The sequence below is a fragment of the uncultured Planococcus sp. genome (assembly GCF_947501725.1).
GTDB classification, from domain to species: domain Bacteria; phylum Bacillota; class Bacilli; order Bacillales_A; family Planococcaceae; genus Planococcus; species Planococcus donghaensis_C.
On sequence record NZ_CANMXD010000008.1, the window covers coordinates 171,881 to 191,853 of the forward strand.

Annotated in this window: 20 protein-coding genes and 1 other annotated feature; of the genes, 1 reads left to right on the plus strand and 19 read right to left on the minus strand. The window is 45.1% G+C overall.

The window, feature by feature from the left end; genetic code table 11:
- Positions 1 to 15: 15 nt before the first annotated feature.
- The 7 genes from Q0785_RS13250 to zapA form a co-directional block, all read right to left on the minus strand.
- The gene (locus Q0785_RS13250; RefSeq protein ID WP_298830473.1) at positions 16 to 600 is read right to left on the minus strand and encodes a TetR/AcrR family transcriptional regulator; all 585 of its coding nucleotides are present in this window, start codon (positions 598 to 600) and stop codon (positions 16 to 18) included.
- 96 nt (positions 601 to 696) lie between these two features.
- On the minus strand, positions 697 to 2,388 hold the full coding sequence (locus tag Q0785_RS13255) for an AMP-binding protein (protein ID WP_298830475.1): 1,692 nt from the start codon (positions 2,386 to 2,388) through the stop codon (positions 697 to 699).
- Positions 2,389 to 2,707: 319 nt separating this feature from the next.
- Complete coding sequence (locus Q0785_RS13260; protein WP_223638360.1) at positions 2,708 to 3,121, minus strand: DUF350 domain-containing protein; 414 nt, start codon at positions 3,119 to 3,121, stop codon at positions 2,708 to 2,710.
- A 23-nt stretch (positions 3,122 to 3,144) separates the two neighbouring features.
- The gene (locus Q0785_RS13265) at positions 3,145 to 5,505 is read right to left on the minus strand and encodes an endonuclease MutS2 (protein ID WP_298830477.1); all 2,361 of its coding nucleotides are present in this window, start codon (positions 5,503 to 5,505) and stop codon (positions 3,145 to 3,147) included.
- A 511-nt stretch (positions 5,506 to 6,016) separates the two neighbouring features.
- On the minus strand, positions 6,017 to 7,726 hold the full coding sequence (gene polX / locus Q0785_RS13270) for a DNA polymerase/3'-5' exonuclease PolX (RefSeq protein WP_298830479.1): 1,710 nt from the start codon (positions 7,724 to 7,726) through the stop codon (positions 6,017 to 6,019).
- 56 nt (positions 7,727 to 7,782) lie between these two features.
- The gene (locus Q0785_RS13275; RefSeq protein ID WP_298830481.1) at positions 7,783 to 8,319 is read right to left on the minus strand and encodes a CvpA family protein; all 537 of its coding nucleotides are present in this window, start codon (positions 8,317 to 8,319) and stop codon (positions 7,783 to 7,785) included.
- Between the two features lie 5 nt (positions 8,320 to 8,324).
- The gene (zapA, locus tag Q0785_RS13280) at positions 8,325 to 8,585 is read right to left on the minus strand and encodes a cell division protein ZapA (protein ID WP_065537053.1); all 261 of its coding nucleotides are present in this window, start codon (positions 8,583 to 8,585) and stop codon (positions 8,325 to 8,327) included.
- Positions 8,586 to 8,667: 82 nt separating this feature from the next.
- On the opposite strand from zapA, the gene rnhC reads away from it, so the two are divergent.
- Entirely contained in the window at positions 8,668 to 9,600 is a 933-nt protein-coding gene (gene rnhC, locus Q0785_RS13285; protein WP_298830488.1) for a ribonuclease HIII, read from the plus strand.
- Positions 9,601 to 9,640: 40 nt separating this feature from the next.
- On the opposite strand, the gene Q0785_RS13290 is transcribed toward rnhC, so the two are convergent.
- The 12 genes from Q0785_RS13290 to Q0785_RS13345 form a co-directional block, all read right to left on the minus strand.
- Positions 9,641 to 10,711, minus strand: a complete 1,071-nt coding sequence (locus tag Q0785_RS13290; protein ID WP_298830490.1) for a hypothetical protein — start codon at positions 10,709 to 10,711, stop codon at positions 9,641 to 9,643.
- A gap of 9 nt (positions 10,712 to 10,720) precedes the next feature.
- Entirely contained in the window at positions 10,721 to 11,158 is a 438-nt protein-coding gene (locus Q0785_RS13295) for a prepilin-type N-terminal cleavage/methylation domain-containing protein (protein WP_298830492.1), read from the minus strand.
- Entirely contained in the window at positions 11,145 to 11,501 is a 357-nt protein-coding gene (locus Q0785_RS13300) for a type II secretion system protein (protein ID WP_298830494.1), read from the minus strand. The genes Q0785_RS13295 and Q0785_RS13300 overlap by 14 nt, the downstream gene beginning before the upstream one ends.
- Positions 11,502 to 12,045: 544 nt before the next feature.
- Entirely contained in the window at positions 12,046 to 13,017 is a 972-nt protein-coding gene (locus tag Q0785_RS13305) for a hypothetical protein (RefSeq protein ID WP_298830496.1), read from the minus strand.
- Positions 13,018 to 13,028: 11 nt separating this feature from the next.
- Complete coding sequence (locus Q0785_RS13310) at positions 13,029 to 13,463, minus strand: type II secretion system protein (protein ID WP_298830498.1); 435 nt, start codon at positions 13,461 to 13,463, stop codon at positions 13,029 to 13,031.
- On the minus strand, positions 13,460 to 13,825 hold the full coding sequence (locus Q0785_RS13315; RefSeq protein WP_298830500.1) for a type II secretion system protein: 366 nt from the start codon (positions 13,823 to 13,825) through the stop codon (positions 13,460 to 13,462). The genes Q0785_RS13310 and Q0785_RS13315 overlap by 4 nt, the downstream gene beginning before the upstream one ends.
- A 168-nt stretch (positions 13,826 to 13,993) precedes the next feature.
- Positions 13,994 to 16,393: a phenylalanine--tRNA ligase subunit beta gene (gene pheT / locus Q0785_RS13320; RefSeq protein ID WP_298830502.1), complete on the minus strand. Its 2,400-nt coding sequence runs from the start codon at positions 16,391 to 16,393 to the stop codon at positions 13,994 to 13,996.
- Positions 16,394 to 16,407: 14 nt separating this feature from the next.
- Positions 16,408 to 17,445, minus strand: a complete 1,038-nt coding sequence (gene pheS, locus Q0785_RS13325) for a phenylalanine--tRNA ligase subunit alpha (protein WP_223638402.1) — start codon at positions 17,443 to 17,445, stop codon at positions 16,408 to 16,410.
- Positions 17,446 to 17,484: 39 nt separating this feature from the next.
- Positions 17,485 to 17,712: a binding site (T-box leader), on the minus strand.
- Positions 17,713 to 17,759: 47 nt separating this feature from the next.
- Positions 17,760 to 18,527, minus strand: a complete 768-nt coding sequence (locus Q0785_RS13330) for an RNA methyltransferase (protein ID WP_298830505.1) — start codon at positions 18,525 to 18,527, stop codon at positions 17,760 to 17,762.
- Between the two features lie 177 nt (positions 18,528 to 18,704).
- Positions 18,705 to 19,154: a small multi-drug export protein gene (locus Q0785_RS13335; protein ID WP_298830507.1), complete on the minus strand. Its 450-nt coding sequence runs from the start codon at positions 19,152 to 19,154 to the stop codon at positions 18,705 to 18,707.
- The gene (locus Q0785_RS13340) at positions 19,151 to 19,651 is read right to left on the minus strand and encodes a hypothetical protein (protein WP_223638408.1); all 501 of its coding nucleotides are present in this window, start codon (positions 19,649 to 19,651) and stop codon (positions 19,151 to 19,153) included. Before Q0785_RS13340 ends, Q0785_RS13335 begins: the two co-directional genes overlap by 4 nt.
- Entirely contained in the window at positions 19,641 to 19,853 is a 213-nt protein-coding gene (locus Q0785_RS13345) for a helix-turn-helix transcriptional regulator (RefSeq protein ID WP_223638410.1), read from the minus strand. The genes Q0785_RS13340 and Q0785_RS13345 overlap by 11 nt, the downstream gene beginning before the upstream one ends.
- Between the last annotated feature and the right edge of the window lie 120 nt (positions 19,854 to 19,973).

Consider the following 19,973-nt stretch of genomic DNA (forward strand, 5'->3'; position numbering starts at 1 on the left):
AATGAGCCCCTTCCCTTAAGCCTGCATGCCTTTCAGCAGCAAACGCTGAACTTGTGGTGCGAGTTCGACTAAATCGTATTTATGATCATTCATGACCCATGTAGTGATGGTCTCATCCATTGTACCAAAAACCATCTGTCTGGCTAAACGAATATCCATTGCCTCATCGAATTCGCCATCTTCCATGCCTTTGACCAGAATTTTGTCCATCAACTTCAAATATTCACGCAGCACATTATTGATCTTCATACGAATTTCGTAATTTGACTGCCGTAATTCAAGCTGTGTGACGATCGCCAGATGGATGTCACTGGCCAATAACTCAAAGTGGCTTTCAATCATAAGGCCAAGCTTGGTCGATGCATCCAGGTCGCGGGAGATGATTTGTTCCAGCTTACTGACGAACACGCCCATCTTTTCCTGAAACACAGAAATCAGGATGTCTTCTTTGTTTTTGAAATACAAATAGATCGTTCCGTCGGCCACACCTGCCTGTTTGGCTATTTTCGAGACCTGCGCCTGATGATAGCCATTTTCAGCGATGACAATAACTGCCGCATCAATGATTTGCTTATATTTCGGCTTATCTTTTTTTACCAAGTTGTCACCACCCAAAAAAATATGAAAATATGAATGGCGATTCATTCATATTTTCATATTATAGTTTATTCGATAAAGTGTCAAGTTTTTATCCGATTACGATGTAATTGCTTCGTCTTGCTTTGCGATCTCTTCATCCACCAGCGAACGGCGCAGAATTTTTCCGACTGCAGTTTTCGGCAGTTCTTTGCGGAACTCATAAATACGCGGTACTTTGAATGAAGCTAAGTGCTCCCGGCAATACGTATTGAATTCTTCTTCTGTTACATTATAGCCTTCTTTCAGCACAATGTATGCTTTTACTGTTTCACCGCGATACGGATCTGGGATACCGGCAACTACACATTCCTGCACGGCTTCGTGCTCATACAACACTTCTTCGATTTCGCGCGGATAAATATTGAAACCACCTGCGATGATCATGTCTTTTTTGCGGTCGACGATAAAGAAATGGCCTTCATCATCCATATAGCCAAGGTCACCAGTCAACAACCAGCCATCTACAATTGTAGCAGCGGTTTCTTCGGGTTTATTCCAATAGCCTTTCATCACTTGAGGTCCTTTGATGGCAATTTCACCGATTTCACCGTTCGGCACCGGATTGGTCGTACCTGTCTGGAAAATCTTGCAGTCGGTATCCGGATACGGTAAGCCGATCGAACCTTTCGTCCGCTCTCCCCATACCAAATTTGAATGGGTGACGGGAGACGTTTCCGTCAATCCATAGCCTTCCACCAGTTTTCCGCCGGTCAGCTTCTCGAATTTCTCCTGTACTTCCGCTGGAAGAGGTGCTGAACCGCTTAGGCACGCTTCAATAGAAGACAAGTCGTATTTGGCGATATCGGGATGATTCATCAATCCAATATACAAAGTAGGGGCACCTGGGAAAAGAGTCGGCTTTTGTTTGTTGATGGTCTTCAAGGCCGTTTCCGGATCGAACTTCGGCAACAGCACCATCTTATTGCCTTGCATGACGGATAGGATCAACACCGTCGTTAAACCGTAGACATGGAATAACGGGATGATTCCGATGATGGTTTCTTCGCCGTCTGTGGTTTTATATAGCCAGCTGTCGCACATCGTCGCATTTGAAATGATGTTCTTATGCGTCAGCATAACGCCTTTCGGCGAGCCCGTGGTGCCTCCTGTATATTGCAGCAAAGCCAAATCTTCTTCGAAGTCAAATGGAGTTTCCTGAACAGTCGGTTGAGCGGTTTTCATGATTTCAGTGAACAGGTGATTAATGCCTCTGTGCTCGACTTTTACGGTCATGCCATACTGTTTCTTCTGAATGAATGGATAGACCAGATTTTTCGGGAATGTCAGGTAATCCTTGATGCCCGTAACGATGACATTCTCAAGATCCGTTTCCTTCAATACCTTCGAAATCCGAGGGAATAGAATGTCCAAGCCGATAATAGCTTTTGCACCTGAATCCTTCATCTGGTAGGCGATCTCCCGCTCCGTATATAACGGGTTTGTCATGACGACAACGCCTCCCGCATAAAGGATTCCATAAAAGCTGATAACTGCCTGAGGACAGTTCGGCAACATGATCGAAACCCTATCGCCTTTCTTAATGCCAAGTTTTTGAAGGTAGTTGGCGAACTTCATGGAAGATTGATAAAGTTCTTCATATGAAAGTTCCTTCCCCATAAAATGGATCGCCACTTTTTGTGGGAACTTTTCATAAGCCTTTGTTAAATATTCCTGTACAGGCATACTTGGGTATTCGAGTGTATGCGGAACTTCCGGTGGATAATGTGCAAGCCAAGGCTTTTCTGTCATTCTTTAGACCTCCTACTATTTTTTATAATCGTGCGAATATTCCTATTTTTAATTATAGAGTTAAATGATACCGCTTTCAAACTTTATTTTTATAAGTTGAATATAAACTTTAAAGGTGGGTTGTATGCGTCTTAAATTCAAGAACTTTCCTTTTCATTTTGTGGCGGTGGATAAGAATATAAATTTAGCCCAACAAAAAAGCCAGCTCAAAGGCTGGCTCTGTCCATTAGAAAATGAACAGAAAGATGACTCCCACAATCAAAAAGATTGCACAAAAGACGAAAAGAATCTTAATAAGGTTTTCCACGACATCCAACTCCTATTGAATACTGGCTCCGATGACAAACGACAAACCGACAGAGATGGTCATTGAGATAAAACCGACAGAACGGTTATCCTGTTCAATTTCATCATCCACTTTAAATTTAGGTGTCAGGAACTCAAACAGAATATAAGCGAAAATCAGTAAGGTAAAACCGAATAATCCCCACCCGATCATTTCAAACAAAGAGTTATGCTGTTCGATGGAAAACCGGAAGATGTTGGTCACGCCAAAAATCTTTCCGCCTGTCGCCATCGCCACTGCAAGATTCCCTTTTTTGATTTGTTCCCAGTTATTATATTTTGTCACCATTTCAAAAATCACCATGGCGACGATCAAGCACAATACCACCACACTGAAATAGCCGGCTGACTCCACCAGCGGGTGTGTCCAAAATCCAGTCTCTGTCATTTCTTATGCTCCTCTGCGGAAACTTACTTTAATTCGGCGACGGTCACACCCGAGCCGCCTTCACCTGCTTCACCAAACCGATAATTTTTCACTCGCGGATGTTTCTTCAAATACTGCTGGACGCCTTGGCGCAGTGCACCCGTCCCTTTTCCATGAATGATCGAAACTTGATGGTAGTTTGATAATAACGCATCATCAAGGTATTTTTCAACACGTGCAAGTGCATCTTCATACCGTTCACCGCGCAAATCGAGTTCCATCTTCACATGGCTGTCCCGGTCTTTCAATGTCGCCATGGTACGCGTTTCCTTCTGCTTTTCCGGTTTAGTATAGGACAAGTCGGATTCAGGCAATTTCATCTTCAAAATGCCGATTTGAACAATCCACTCATTTTTGGAAACTTTTTCGACCAAGGTCCCTTTTTGGCCAAATGAAATCACTTTGACTTCGTCATTTGCTTTCAAGGGCTTCACCGCATTGTCTTTCGCCGCTTTTTTCAGGATGCGGTTTTCCGGCATGGCGTTTTCAAGGCGTTTCTTCGCGTCGATCAACTCATGTTCTTTTACAGAAGAACTTTGATTGAGCTGCATTTTACGCAGATCCGAGATGACGGCTTCTGCTTCTGCTCTGGCTTCTTCGACAATTTTACGCGCCTTCTCCTTCGCTTTTTCTTCCAGCCGTTCTTTTTGCTGCTCATATTCTTCTGATTGCTGAGCCAGCTCTTTTTTCAGCTGTTCCGATTGGGATAGCACCTCTTTGGTCCGCTCGGCGTCCTGCTCTGCTTCACGGCGGCTCTTCTCGAGCGAGGCGATCATCGAATCGACCGCTTTGCTGTCGGTTCCCGTAAAGCTCTTGGCATGTTTGATGATATGCTCCGGCAAACCGAGGCGTTTAGAAATTTCGAACGCATTGCTTCGGCCAGGAACGCCGATCAATAGACGATAGGTCGGGCTCAATGTCTCCACATCAAATTCCACGCTGGCATTTGCCACGCCCGGCCGGTTAAAGCCATATGCCTTCAATTCAGGATAATGCGTCGTCGCAATGACGCGTGCGCCTCTGCCATGGACTTCATCCAGTAACGAAATGGCCAGCGCTGCACCTTCCTGCGGATCCGTTCCCGCTCCCAGTTCATCGAAGATAACCAGTGAATTCTCATCAAATTTGGTCAGGATGTCAACGATGTTGACCATATGGGAAGAAAAAGTACTGAGGCTTTGCTCGATTGACTGTTCATCTCCGATATCCGCGAAAATCTGATCGAATACCGCCAGTTCCGAGCCGTCGAGCGCTGGAACCGGAAGTCCGGATTGAGCCATCAATGTCGACAGTCCGACAGTCTTCAAAGTTACCGTCTTCCCGCCTGTATTCGGCCCCGTAATGACGATTGCAGTAATATCTCCACCGAATTCGATGTCATTCGGCACCACTTCATCTTTCGGAATCAATGGATGGCGGGCTTTCCGCAAGTTGATATAGCCTTCAGTGTTCATCGTCGGCTTCGTACCTCTATGGGCTGCACCGTATTTTGCTTTAGCCAGGATCAAATCGATTTCACCCAGCACTTCTACCAAATCGAATAATTCATGGGCCACTTCCTGTACTTGTGCAGAAAGCATGAGCAGGATCCGGTCGATCTCTTCTTTTTCCTTCATCTTCAGGCGGCGCACTTCATTGTTTGCCTGTACCACTGCATCCGGTTCGATGAACAAGGTCTGCCCTGAAGAAGATTGGTCATGCACGATACCGCCGTAATGGTTGCGGTATTCCTGTTTAACCGGGATGACGAAACGGTCATTGCGTATCGTAACAATCGAATCCGACAACATTTTCGATGCATTTTTTCCACGCACCAGACTTTCCAGGCGTTCCCGTACGCGGCTCTCCTGTGTCCGCAATTGCTGACGGATCGAGCGCAGTTCTGAACTGGCGCTGTCCAAGACCCCACCATTGTCATCAATACAGACATTGATGGCGTGTTCAAGAGCTGTCAGAATCGGCATCGATTCCTTCTTCTCCAGAAAATGCGGAATCTGAATCACCGCTTCTTCCTGGATGGTTTCGAAAAACTGGCGCAGGATGCGGCTCGCTCGGATGGTCGATGAAACTTCCATCAATTCCATTGGGCTTAGGCTTCCGCCGATTTGTGCTCTTCGTGCATGCAGACGGATATCGAAGATCCCGCCCATCGGCACATTGTTTTTGACACGCAATACTTGGGCGCCTTCGTCCATCTCTTCGAGCAGCCGATTGACTTCATTGATGTCTGTGGATGGCAAAAGCTTATCCACATGGGCTTTTCCGAGTGATGAAGTACAATAACGCGCCACTTCATCGCGGATTTTATAAAATTCAAGTGTTCTTAATGCGCGCTCTGCGATCATTGAAGAACCTCCTAACGTTTCAGATGAATTGATGATGATATTGCAAAAGATAACTCTGCTTCAATTAGACGAAGCGATATAAGTTGAAGTTATGAATTTTCTTTTTAACTTAATAAGAGTGAATTAAAGAAGAAATCGCTCCAGGCGGATGCTTTCCGCGGACGAAGCGCTGAGCCTCCTCGTCGCAAGCTCCTGCGGGGTCTCATCACTCCGTTTTTCCGCAGGAGTCACCGCCTTGCGCTCTTTCTTCTAATCGTCTTCACTAACTGATCAACAGGATATGGAGCAAACCAGCGGAGACTCCCGCGGGAGCAGTGCAACGACATACAAGAAATCCACTCGGGCATTTAGCCCGAGTTAGTTCGGCGCAAGCCCTTGGCAGCTGGCATCGCGACGTCCTGTCGCGCCAGCTGCATGACCCGCATCCTGCGGGCCCGAAAGCGGAGCTGGTTTATGGAATATCCAAAACAGAAACGATTCTATTTAAATTATTAGTCCAACTTATATATTTTTATTTTTTCTTATTCAAAAATGCTTTGAATTTTTCCAGCGACCATGTATTGACGATGGTGTCTTTTTTCAGCCAGGCTTTTTGGGCATGTTTGACACCGGTTTCCATGACTTCCAGGCCTTCGATGGCATGGGCATCCGTATTGATTGCGACTGGTACACCTTTTTCCTGTGCCATGATCAAATACGGTACAGCGAGGTCGAGGCGGTACGGACTGGCATTCAATTCGACAATTTTGCCGTATTCCTTTGCCCAATCCAGAATCTGCTCGACATCCGGATCATAGCCTTCACGCTGGCCTACGATTCTGCCGGTCGGATGAGCAATCATGTGGACGTGTGGATTTTTCATGGCCGTCAAAATGCGTTCCATAATTTGTTCCTGCGGCTGCTGGAAACTTGAATGGATGCTGGCAATGACAAAGTCCAACTGCTTCAGCATGTCATCATCAAAATCCAATGTGGCATCCGGCAAGATATCCATTTCAGTACCTGACAACACTTCGATTGCCGGGTATTGCCCATTGATTTCACGGATCAGTCCATGCTGCTCGGTCAACCGTTCCGGCGTCAGGCCGTTTGCAACCTTCAAATAGTGTGAATGGTCGGTGATGACCATAAATTGATAGGATTTCGCTACGCAAGCTTCAACCATTTCCTTCAATGAATTGGCTCCATCCGACCAGGTTGTATGCATATGCAGATCGCCTTTGATGTCTTCAATCGTCACAAGGTCAGGCAATTCTTCCAATCGGTCAAGTTCCCGTCCGTCTTCACGCACCGATGGCGGAATGAAAGGCAGGCCGAAATGTGCGAAGAAATCGGGTTCGGATGTAAATGTTGTGACCGTACCGTCTTCCTGCTCGACGCCGTACTCGGAAATTTTCTTGTTCTGCGATTTCGCCAGCTGCCGCATTCTCACGTTATGATCCTTCGACCCTGTGAAATGATGCAGCGCGGTGACGAATTCTTCAGGTGCCACCAAACGGAAATCGACGTCAATCGGCTCCAGCACATCTACGGTTACTGAAACTTTCGTGTCTCCCGACGCAATCGTTTCCTGTACCGGCAAAGCTGCCAGCAATTGCTCTTTTACGCGTGCGGGTTCAGCTGTCGCGATGATGAAGTCCAGATCTTTACTGGTTTCTTTTGTGCGGCGGAAACTTCCGGCAACAGAAAACTCGGTGACTTCTGCAATCGTAATCAGAACATCTTCGATGAACGCCACCGTTTCTTCTGTTTTCCAGATTGGCTGGCGGTCCGGCTTGGTTTCGAAATCATTCAATTCTTTCAGGATCTTCTCTTCGGATTTCGGGCCAAATCCCGGGAGTTTCTGGATTTCTCCATTCAAACAAGCTGCCTTTAAGGCTTCCATCGAATCGATGCCCAGTTCCTTGTAAAGCTTGGCAATCTTCTTGCCGCCCATTCCCTGAAGCTTCATCATCGGCACAAGGCCTTTCGGTACTTCTTCCTGAAGTTCTTCCAGCACGGTGGACTTGCCATCGTTGATCAGTTCCAGAATAACGTCTCCAGTTCCTTTGCCGATGCCTTTCAGCTTGGTGACATCTTCGATTTCGTTCAGACTGCGCTGGTCCAGTTCGAGCGCTTGTGCGGCTTTTCGGAAAGCCGATACTTTAAACGGGTTTTCCCCTTTGAGTTCCATGTATAACGCAATTTTCTCAAGCGTTCTGATGATAATCTTCTTATTCACCAAGAGCCCTCCTCATTTCGATTAAAAAAACTTCCCTCGTAAGAGAGAAGTTCCTACTACATATAAATATACCACCATTCTTTTACTTTCTCAGAGAAATAAGGCGTATGCTCAATCATAGACTGGGCGATCCCTGAATTCTCCAACTGGTTCTGCACGACATCCACAGGAAGCAGCGCAAACACATAGATGAAAATAAAGAGCAGTATGTAAACTTCAACAAATCCTAAAACCGCACCCAGAATCTTGCTGAAAAAGCCAAGAACCGGCAAAAACTTCAGAAAATCGAACATGGATGCCAGCAACTGCAAAGCAAACTTCACCACAAAGAAAATTATAGCGAATGCCAATAATTGATAAAAAGTCTGATCCAAGTCCAACTGGTCTACGACAAGCGTAAACTGGGAATTTTCATTTATTGCTGGGTAAGGAATCCACAGCACGAAGTATTCTGACAAGGGTTTATAATATTTATAAGCCACGACCAAGGCAATAACAAATCCGACCATATGGATCAGCTGGACAACAAATCCTCTTTTGGCGCCCACGATGATGCCACCGATCAGTAAGATAATTAAGAGTATATCAAGCATTCACGTCAACCCTTCAGTTTTTTCAATTCATTTTCTAATTGTTCAACTTGCTCTTTCAGTTTAAGATAGTCATGTACCGCATTCGATGCAGTCAAAACGGCAAGCTTCGCCTGGTCCAGTGATGGATTCAGGGCATTGATCTCGCGCATTTTGCTGTCGACGATCGACGCAACGAGACGCATGTGTCCTGAAGTTTCAGTACCGACCATTTTATAGGTGTTGCCATAGATGTCAACGACCGTATGAATTTTATGTTGCTCTGACAATGCAATATCCCCCTTTGGAATTCTATAGACCATCATACCATGAAAACAAGCCGATTGTGAATCAAAGAAAGGTGACTCGTCCATGTCAAATACAGTTCTGAAACTCCCGGAGGAAAGTATTCTCCAAGTGATTTCGCATTACCAGAAAAACAACATCCAGACCAAGAACCCATACGCCAGGTTCAGTGCCAAACTGCCGGATACGGTCGTGACCGTCTACACTTCCGGAAAAGTCATGTTCCAGGGAAATGGTGCCGACCGCGAAGCGGCAAAATGGGGTGCGGCAGTGCCGGCGGCCGAAAAGACCGTTTCCACTAAAGGCGATAAACTGCCCGATGGCTTTGCCAAATTATCCGTTCTCGGATCCGACGAAACCGGCACCGGCGATTTCTTCGGCCCGATCACAGTGGCCGCCTGTTACGTACCCGCAGACAAAGTAGAGCTCGCCCATGAACTCGGCGTCAAAGATTCCAAACAGCTCACCGATGCGTGGATGCGCCAAGTGGCACCCGACCTAAGAGAAGCCTTTGCCCATAAAGTGCTGACCTTGAAAAACGATAAATACAATAAAGTACAAGGCCAAGGTTGGTCACAAGGAAAAATAAAAGCATTGCTCCATAACCAGGCTCTCAAACACGTACTGAGCAAGATCGCGCCGGAAAAACCGGACGCCATCCTGATCGACCAATTTGCGGAGCGCGGCATTTACTACAAACACATCAAAGAAGAACCTGAAATCATCCGCGAGAACGTCCTGTTCTCCACCAAAGCAGAAGGTCTCCACGTTTCAGTCGCCTGTGCTTCCATCATCGCGCGTGTCGCCTTTCTCGAAGAAATGGATCGCATGAGTGCTGAAGCCGGCGTCACCTTGCCAAAAGGTGCCGGAAAAATCGTCGACGAAGCAGCAGCGAAGATTTTGCTGAAGCATGGCGAAGAATATTTGAAGAGTTTGACGAAAGTGCATTTTGCGAATACAGGGAAGGCGAAGGTGTTGGCTGGGAAGCGGCGCGGATAGACGAATAACCCCTTGGAGAAAATTTCTCCAAGGGGTTATTTTAATGATAAATTGTATTGAGCTTGTTGTTCAGTGACCAATTGTATACTTTACCGGTTTGTGCGACTTCAACGGGGTCTGGCCAAGTGACGATGCTTTCGCAGTTTTTGGTATACCCCGGAAAGCTTTTATAGGCCGTAGTCAATGTTTTAGAAGCACCGATATATGTGTTGCCGATTACATGAATTTTAGCGTTCGGATTAGTTGTTATGGACCCTTTAATATAAGCATCCCCGTATACAAGGATTAGGCTATAAGGTCCTAAGTTAACATTCCCTAAAATGGTCAGGTTACCTTGAACATAAATACAAATAAAGTTATTCGAATAGACACCGCCTCCTATATATAAGTCTTTTTCAATCTTTAGAGTATCCCCGCTATTTCCTCCTCCGGCAAGTAAAGCATTATTAGATGGCAAAGAATTAATAATGAATGATTCAAAATGATAGGAGGTTCTTTGAATTGGAAAAGGACCATCTATTTCCACAAACCCTTTCACATCTCCAGATGGAGGATATGAAGTAATCGGTGCCTGACCAGTGGTGTTAATCGGTTTAGCAGGAATAGCGGGTCCTGTTGCAGGATTCGCCTCAGTTACCACAATTGTAGGAGGTGTCACTTCCATACTTCCCTCCACTAATTTTGTGGTGCCACTTTCTGCTATTCCAGTACTCTTCATGGTTACGGTAATCTTTCCGGAATCGCCCGTGGAACATCCAGTAAGCCCCGCCAACGGCACTTTATAAGTACTTCCATCTCCACTCTTTTGAATGCTGCCGATATTTTTGATTTTTGTGCACAGCTCTTGACGACTTTTGGATAATGCTGTAGTTGCTCCTGTTTGCGTGGCCGTAAATTTATAAAGTTCTACAGTTTCTTCAACCAATGCCTGATAGTGAAGCAAGCCCATTTCTGCATAATGACGAGCCTGTACCTGATCTTCTTTTAACGAAAATTGTTTTGAAGCATTGGCATTCATCAACAATAAACCCAGACCTAAAATTGTAAAAAGTACAACGAGGAGCATTACAAACAATAAAGCATAGCCTTTTTCATTATTTAACCGTTGCATCTTACACCCCTAATTCAACTTACTGAATGCCGTTTGGAGAACAAACTTCTGATCGGCTTTTTTAATCGTTAATTTTAATGGAGACCTTTTATCCCGACACAACGTCGCTCCTTCAGTTAACTCATACTCATAGCCTTCTGAAATAATGACACCATCCATCTTTAATTGAGCTTTATTAGATGCTACTGTGATTTTAATCTGTTGATCGGGTCCGCATTTAATGGCAGGTACTGTCGATACGAGAGAAGGATTTTCCAAATAATGACCACGAATTCGTTCTGCAATCAGATTGCCTTCCTGTTGAAGTTCCTGACGTGAGGAAGTCCGATCTGCAGAACTCGTCCCCGTTGATAAGACGGATATAATTCCAACTACAATAATTCCCATAATCGCTAGAACTGCCAATAGCTCGACTAATGTAATGCCTTCTTGGCTATTCCATCTCATAATACATTTCCGTAGTAAATCCTGGCTCATTTGTTCTCGTTCCAGCAACTGCTCTCACCGTGATTTTGGCATGCTTTAATTTTTTAGTTGGCCCGTCAGATCTCACTACATCAACCTTATATTCAGGATAAAGATCTTTATAATCCAGATTATTTTCTCTAACACTTGCTACTACATCTTCGGTAACTTGTACTGCAGTTAACTTTTCATTATTGAAGGTAGTGAACTTCGCTGATTGTGTAAAAAAACTCATAAAACTCACTAGCACAATACCTAAAATCACCAAAGCCGCCAAAATTTCCACTAAGGTCAATCCTTCTTCTTTTTGACTATATATTTTCATAGTTTAAGCCTCCGCTTATATTTCATACTGATTTTAATAATATCGGCTACTTCATTTTAATATTATCACATGATTTGTATAATAATGTATATAATTTCTATTAAAAGTAAATATTTTATACTATATTTATGAATCTATCAAAAAAAGAGCAGAATCGATTAGATTCTACTCCACAAAGATAACTCAATGATTCATAAGATTCGTATAGCTGTTATTACTCAAGACAAAGTTGATAATTTTTATAGGATATTGATTTCTTCAACCTAGAATGTTCCCCGAATAAAGAAAGAAAATATAAAGGTGCATGCAAATACCTCTTTAGGTAAAAAATATTAAAACTCGTGATTTTATTTATAATCAATCAAAGGATCGTCTTCCAGTTCCCAGAATGCTGCGCTAGGAAAATTGTCGATGAAGCTGCGGCGTGGATTTTGCTGTAGCATGGCGTGGAATCTTTGAAGAGCTTGATGAAGGTGTTGGCTGGGAAACTGCGCAGATAATAAAAAAGTAACTTCAGTTCGAAAATGAAGTTACTTTTTTATTTCTATTTATATACGGCCTCAATTTTTCCGTTTAAATCCCATAGCTCCTGATTTTGTCTAATACTCGGACCAGGTAACCGGCAACTTATATTACCTTGTCCATAATATATATTGCCAGGTGGAACGGCAGCATACTCAGTAGGTTTTGGATTCTGTTTAATTCCATTTATATAGACATCTCCTGAAATGAATATTTTACTATTGTGATGATTTTGAATATCGCCAGGTAAATTTGCATCTCCATAAACAAAGAGGTATATTTTATTACCAAAATTTATTTTTTCTAATACAGTCAAATCATTTCTTACCACTGCACAGCCTTGATTATGTAAATCCATAGCTCCATTAATATACAAATCATTTGGTATCTCAATTTGAGATCCACCCTTATTAAAACCGGGTTCTACAGTAAGATCTCCTAGAATATAGAGGTTTTCTTTTCCAAGAGGAAATGTGCCGTTTTCAACATATAAGCCGTTCAGTTCTTCTCTAACAGAATTAATTGGCATAGTTGGGAGTATACTGCTATTATCATTTCCTGAACCCACTTCATTTCCTTGTCCTGAAGTTTTTTTCTCAAAGAAAATGCTTGCCTCTACTATTTTTTCTTTAGAAGTACCTGTTGTTCCTTTGCTATTAAAAGAAAAGGTTATCTTCTCATTATCTATTTCGCATTCACTTGAAGATATTGAGTAGTGTTCTCCTGTAACCTGTTGCTTCAAATCTTCAAGCGAATCGCAAAAAATAGATTTATCCTCTATTACTGGATGAAAGTTTTTTTCTATTTCGGCCTTATAATGTAAAACACCCATCTCTGCCTGATGCCTAGCCTGAACCTGTTCTTCTTTTGTATTAAATTGCTTCGCTGCGTTCATATTCATCGCCAGTAAGCCCATTCCCATGATCGTAAAGAGAACAACCATCAGCATAACTAGTAATAGAGCATAGCCTTTTTCATTCTGGTGCCGGTCCATCCTTTTTCCCCCTAATTTAACTTACTGAAAGACGTTTGTAATTCATGACATTGATCATTTGAACAAATTTCTAAATAAAATTGCGTTGCTTTAGTTCTATCCAAAATTCTCTCTGCTGTTCCTGGAGCCTCGGCTAATTTATATTGATAGTCAGTAGATAAAGTTTTCGTCATCACATTATCTATTGTTGTAATCTTCAATTCATCACCAACGATTTTCACCTTAAACTTATCTGGAATTAACTCAGATTTTTCATTTTCTAAATAGCTTGTCCGAATTTGTTCCACAATCAAATTTGCCTCTTGCTGAAGTTGCTGACGGCTAGCAGTCCGTTCAGAAGAATTTGCACCGGTAGAAAAGACAGACATAATTGCGACCACAATTATGCCCAGTATAGCCAAGGCGGCCAGCAGTTCGACTAAAGTAATACCTTTTTCACTTTTCATAATGACGCCTCAAAGTACATTTGTGTAGTAAATTCGGGATCATCGATTCCAGCTCCAGATGGCGACCTTACTGTAACAGTTGCAAGATTTAAATCACTTGGACCCGGTTGTATGATAATTTCAACAAAGTATTCATCTTCTCTCGTAAAACTTTCACTACTCAAATATGCACCTTCTCGTACTTCAGCAATCACTTCTTCCGCAACTTGTACATTCGTCAACTTCTCATTATTATGCGCTGTAAACTTCGCCGACTGGGTAAAGAAACTCATTACACTGACAAGAACAATTCCCAGAATCACTAAAGCTGCCAATATTTCAACTAACGTCAACCCTTTTTCATTTTGCATCAGCCTCTTCACAAGAGAACCTCCATTAACTAAGATAGTTAAATACTACCACAATTTATCCGGTTTTAAATTAAAAAGACCTATAAATAGTAAATTAAATGAATCAGTTTACTTACTAAATAAAGAAAAAAGGATGAACCTTGTGGGTCCATCCTTTTAACTCGTTACTATCGAATCATTTTAGTTTCTAAGCTCAGCGCCGACTTCCGTCAAGGCTGCCATTACTTTTTCATGTGCATTGATGACTTCTTCGTCCGTCAACGTCTTCTCAGGATCGAAGTAGGTCAAGGAGAAAGCGACTGATTTTTTGCCTTCTTCCATTTTATCGCCTTCGTAAAGGTCGAATACGCGGACATCTTTCAATAGCTTGCCTCCTGCGTTGCGGATGACGGTTTCAATCGTTCCCGCTTCGACGATTTTGGAAAGGACCAATGCCACATCACGTGACATGGACGGGTAGCGCGGCACTGGCGTGTAGACCAATGCTTCTGTTTCAAGATTCAACAGCGCTGCCAGGTTCAATTCCATGACAACTGTCGTTTTCAAGTCGCGCGCTTTTTGTTCGGATGGATGCAATTGGCCCATAACGCCGATGCGTTGGCCGTCCAGCATGATGAATGCCGTTCTGCCTGGATGCAGATCATCCATTTGGCCACGTTCGAATGTTAATTGGACACCGAGTTTATTGCCAAGACTTTCTACGATCCCTTTCAGGACGAAAAAGTCGACGGGCTTTTTCTCACCCTGCCAGCTGTTGTCGAGCCAAAGACCGGTCATGGCAACCGCCAGATGCTCCTGCTCGTTCAATAATTCGTCGCTGCCTTTCAAGAAGACCGAACCGGTTTCATACAAAGCCACAGAATCCATTCTTCTAGCGGTGTTGTACGTGACGGATTCCAAAAGATGCGGAAGCAAACTTTGGCGCAGGATGCTGCGCTCTTCGCTCATCGGCATCAACAGGCGCGTCGTTTCCGTTTCTTCCAAAGCAAATTGCTTCGCCGACTTCTCGGAAGTCAGTGAATACGTCGTCGCCTGCAGCAAACCGGCGCCTTCCATCAAATTGCGGACAATGCGGCGTTTGGCCTGGTAAGGCGTCAATCCGCCCGGCGTGGTTTCCGCTTCCGGCAACGTTGCAGGAATTTCATCGTAGCCATACAGGCGGGCGATTTCTTCCACGACATCTTCAGGAATCTGGATGTCCTGGCGGCGTGTCGGCACGGAAATGACCAATTGGCCGTTTGCTGCGGCTGTGTTGAATTTCAGGCGGTTCAAAATATCCAGCATGTCTTCAAAAGCAATTTTCATACCCAGACGGCTGTTAATGAAATCCGGTGAAACTTTAACGATTTTCTCTTCTTTATTCAACTCGTCGAATACCACTGACCCAGCGAGCACTTCCCCGCCGGCAAGTTCGGACAGCAATTGCGCTGCACGTTCTGCGGCCGGAATGACGCGGTTCGGATCCACACCTTTTTCATAGCGCGAGCTTGCATCACTGCGAAGTCCGTGGTCTTTCGAAGTTTGACGGACAGAAGCCGATGCGAAATAAGCGGATTCGATGACAACAGTTGTCGTCGTTTCGCTGACTTCCGAATTGGCACCACCCATGACGCCGGCAATCGCCACTGGTTTTTCGCCATTGGTGATGACCAAGTGATGGCCGGACAATTTACGTTCAGCATCGTCCAACGTCGTTATCATTTCGCCTTCTTTGGCGTGGCGAACGGTTATATTGCCGCTGTCCAATGCATCGTAATCGAATGCGTGAAGCGGCTGGCCGTATTCCATCAAAATATAGTTGGTGACGTCGACCACGTTATTATGCGGACGGACGCCCGCTGCCATCAAACGCTGCTGCAGCCACATCGGCGATTCCTGCACTTTGATGTTGCGGACCACTTTCGCTACGTAGAGCGGATTGGCTTCAGGTGCATCGACATTCAATGTCAGTATGGACGCTGCTGTGTCGGATGCTTCTTTGTAGCTGATTTCAGGAAGCTGCACTTCTTCAGAAAGAATTGCACCCACTTCATAAGCGACTCCAAGCATGCTCATCGCGTCTGCGCGGTTCGGCGTCAAGCCTAGTTCCAGCACCGTGTCATCCAAATCGAAATTGGTGATGACGTCAGAACCGGTTTCTGCGTCTTCCGGCAATACGTAAATGCCTTCAGCGTATGCTTTCGGCACCAGCTTGCCTTCAATACCCAGCTCCTGCAGCGAACAGATCATACCATGCGATTCTTCTCCGCGAAGCTTCGCTTTTTTGATTTTGATATCGCCAGGAAGTTTCGCTCCAGGTCGTGCAACGATGACTTTTTGGCCAGCAGCGATATTCGGTGCACCACAGATGATTTGAGTTGTTTCTTCGCCAACGTTGACTTGGCAGATCGATAGTTTATCCGCTTCCGGATGTTTGACGCACGACTCCACATAGCCGACGACGATATTTGTCATGCCGTGCGAACGGTCGATGACTGCGTCCACTTCGATGCCGGAACGCGTTATTTTTTCACCCAGTTCAGCGGGTGGCAATTGTTGTGTATTTACATAGTCTTTTAACCAGTTAATGGATACGAGCATGGTTTATTTCCTCCTTAAAGTTCTGTACGTTGGAATTGGGATAAAAAGCGGACATCGTTCGTATAGAAATGACGGATATCCTCGACGCCGTATTTCAACATGGCAATACGCTCAGGGCCCATGCCGAAAGCGAATCCAGTCAGGCGTTTCGAGTCATAGCCGGCCATTTCAAGAACATTCGGATGCACCATTCCAGCGCCCAGAATTTCGATCCAGCCTGTTTTCTTGCAAACGTTGCAGCCGCTGCCGCCGCATTTGAAGCAGGAAATATCCATTTCTACGGAAGGCTCCGTGAACGGGAAGAAGCTCGGGCGAAGACGGATTTCACGGTCGTCTCCGAACATTTTCTTGGCGAATACGGAAAGCGTCCCTTTCAGGTCGCTCATGCGGATATCTTCCCCGATGACCAATCCTTCGATTTGCGTGAACTGATGCGAATGCGTCGCATCATCGCTGTCGCGGCGGTAGACTTTACCCGGACAGATAATTTTGATCGGCTCGCCGCCTTTTGCTTCCATCGTCCGCGCCTGTACCGGTGATGTGTGTGTACGCAGTAAAATATCTTCTGTTATATAGAAGGAATCCTGCATATCACGTGCCGGATGGCCTTTCGGCAAGTTCAAAGCTTCAAAATTGTAATAGTCTTTTTCCACTTCCGGGCCTTCTGCAACTTCATAGCCCATGGAGATGAACAGGTCTTCAATTTCTTCCACAACACGCGTCAACGGATGCGAGTTACCTGTTTTGACAGGACGTCCCGGCAACGTGATGTCGATCGTTTCGCTTTGCAGCTTCTGGTTGATCGCTTCCTCTTCCAGAATGACCATACGGCCCTCTAGCTGAGTTGTCACTTCTTCGCGAACCACATTGACCAATGCGCCCATTTTTGGACGTTCTTCAGCTGGGAGTTTCCCCATGCCTTTCAATAAATCTGTAATCGGCCCTTTTTTCCCGAGATACGCCACACGGACGTCATTTAATTCTTTAACGTTTGAAGCTTCGGCGATCTTTTCGAGTGCCTGTGTTTTCAATTCCTGCAATTGTGCTTCCATTCTTTTCTCCTCCTTAGACAGTAAAAAGCCCCGTCCCAGAAAAGGGACGAGGCATTATTCGCGGTACCACCCTAGTTATCGCCATACAGCAATCACTCATTTACATAACGGCTCTTCACCGGCCCATCTTTACAGCATCTCTACTGGTCCCGTCGGGCAGCTCGCGGGGTGAACTTCTGAGGCGTTTACATATCCACACTTCCAGTCAAGGTGCAGAATCTCTGGGATGTAAGGGCGCAACGTACTTTTCCCGTTCTTCGCTTTTACTTCTATTTACTCTTTCATTATACGAAAGTTCACGATTTTTATCAAACTTAGTTTTTCGGCACCAGGCTGTACAAAAGAATGCCTGTAGCAACTGCAACATTCAGGGATTCTGCGCTGCCGTAAAGCGGCACCATCAAATTCTGGTCTGTCTGCTGCAGCAATACTTGATCGACGCCGCTGCCTTCATTGCCGACGATCAACGCGAACTGTTCATGCGTTTCCGCTTCATGTACCGGCGTTGAATTTTGCAGCGCCGTCCCGAAGATTTTGATGCCGTTTGTTTTGGCCTGTGCGGTCCAATCGATCAATTCCCCTTTGACGACGGGAATCTGGAAATGCGATCCTTGCGCCGAACGGACGGTCTTCGGATTAAATGGATCTGCACAGCCTTTTCCAAGAATCACAGCATCAATGCCGCTCGCCGATGCGGTGCGGATCATCGTGCCGATGTTGCCCGGGTCCTGGACAGCATCGATCATCAGGAGCTTGGTCCAGGATTTCTGTTCGTCTTCCGTAAACTCAGGCTGCGCACAATGCGCGAAAATTCCTTGCGTATGCTCGGTTTCCGATATTTCCTTCGCTACAGCAGCTGTCACGGAGTAATGTGCAACGCCTTCAATATCCCAATCCGCTGGAATGTCTACACCTTCACGGACAATCAATGCTTTAACAAGTTCTTTTTTCTTCAATGCCTCTTCCGTCAAATGAAAGCCTTCCACCAGGAATTCCGCAAATTTATCACGCTCTTTCCGGGTCGTCCCAAGCTTTTTCCAATGCTTGACGAGTGAGTTTTGGTTCGATTCGATTCTTTTCATTACAGGATCACGCCTTTATTTCAGAGTAGTTCAAGTATAGCATACAGAAAAGCGGAAGCGCCCATCTAGCCCCGACAAGCGCTGGAAGCCTTTACGGTAATGGCGTCCTTTTCCATTGCTGGAAAGGCTGAAGCGACTCGAGGGGCTGGGGGCTGGGCGCTGGAGTCTGGACACAGCTTAGATTTCCCTCGTGAAGAAATCAAAGCCGAGAGCAGTCAAAATGCCGAACGCCAATGTCCAAACCGCAATGCTGATGGTCAGCCAAACGGTTGTGTTCTTTTTCGTTGCCCCCAGCGTCATCCCGATGAATGCTGCGATATGGGTACCGATCAGAATAGGTCCGAGCATGGCTAGGCCAGGCAAGCCGTACCGATTCCAAATTTGTTTCGCGCGTTCACTTTTTTTCGTACTGGCTTTTCCTTTCGCTTCCTGGCGTTTGTTGTACCAGATCTGGAAGCGGTCGAAACCGATGATCAATGCCAACACCGTCAGCATATTGCCCACAAACGCCACTACCATCACCCAAAACGGCGACAAGCCCCAGATGATGCCAAGTGGAATTACTAGAGCGATTTCGAACCAGGGAATCGCGGCTCCCAAAAAGACCAGCAGATATTCATAAATCATTCGGTTTCCTCCTTAAAATGCTTACGGATTTCCAGATAGTAGATTAGGTATTGGATTAGGGCAATCAGCAGAATTCCCCAAACGGTAAACAGGTTCGGCAATGGAGAAAATATGGCAAACACCGCTAGCATCGGCAGGCTCCAGGACATGAACGTGTAGACTTTCTGAGACGCTTTTCGTGTAATATACGTCATTCCCTCGTCCTGTTCCAGGTATTCAGGAGGCCGGATTGAGAAGGCAGAGACTTTCTGCGTCGGATTCTTTCTGTTATGGCGTGTCAGCTGGAAGATGAAACCTGCCAGCAATAAAATGTAAAGTGCGGCTGCCCCCACAGCGAAAAATCCGGCGATGGGTCCAAGCTCTATTGAAATGCTCTGCACCGTTTCTGTATTGACTATTTCTGTCGCCGGCGAACTGACGCCATAGGCGAACATCCCCAGCACCACAATAAAACCCATCATCCACAACGGATACTGCATACGAAAATCATTTTTCATTGCTATCCTCCTCCAGCCAAAATAATTCATTGACGTTTGTTTGAAGCGCCTTTGCCAGCTTCAACGACAGTGTGATCGACGGGGAAAATTCCCCTTTCTCAATAAACGCAATCGTCTGACGGGTGACGTCGACTTGTTTGCCAAGATCACTTTGCGTGAAACCGTATCGAGCCCGTAGTTCTTTTACGCGGTTCTTAAGCATCCGCTTCATCCTTTCCAATGAAATGTTCGGTATATAGTACAAAATGTACACTATACTTAACATTTAGTCAAGTATAGTGTACATTTTTTGCGGTATGACGCTTCTGATATTTGTTTGTTT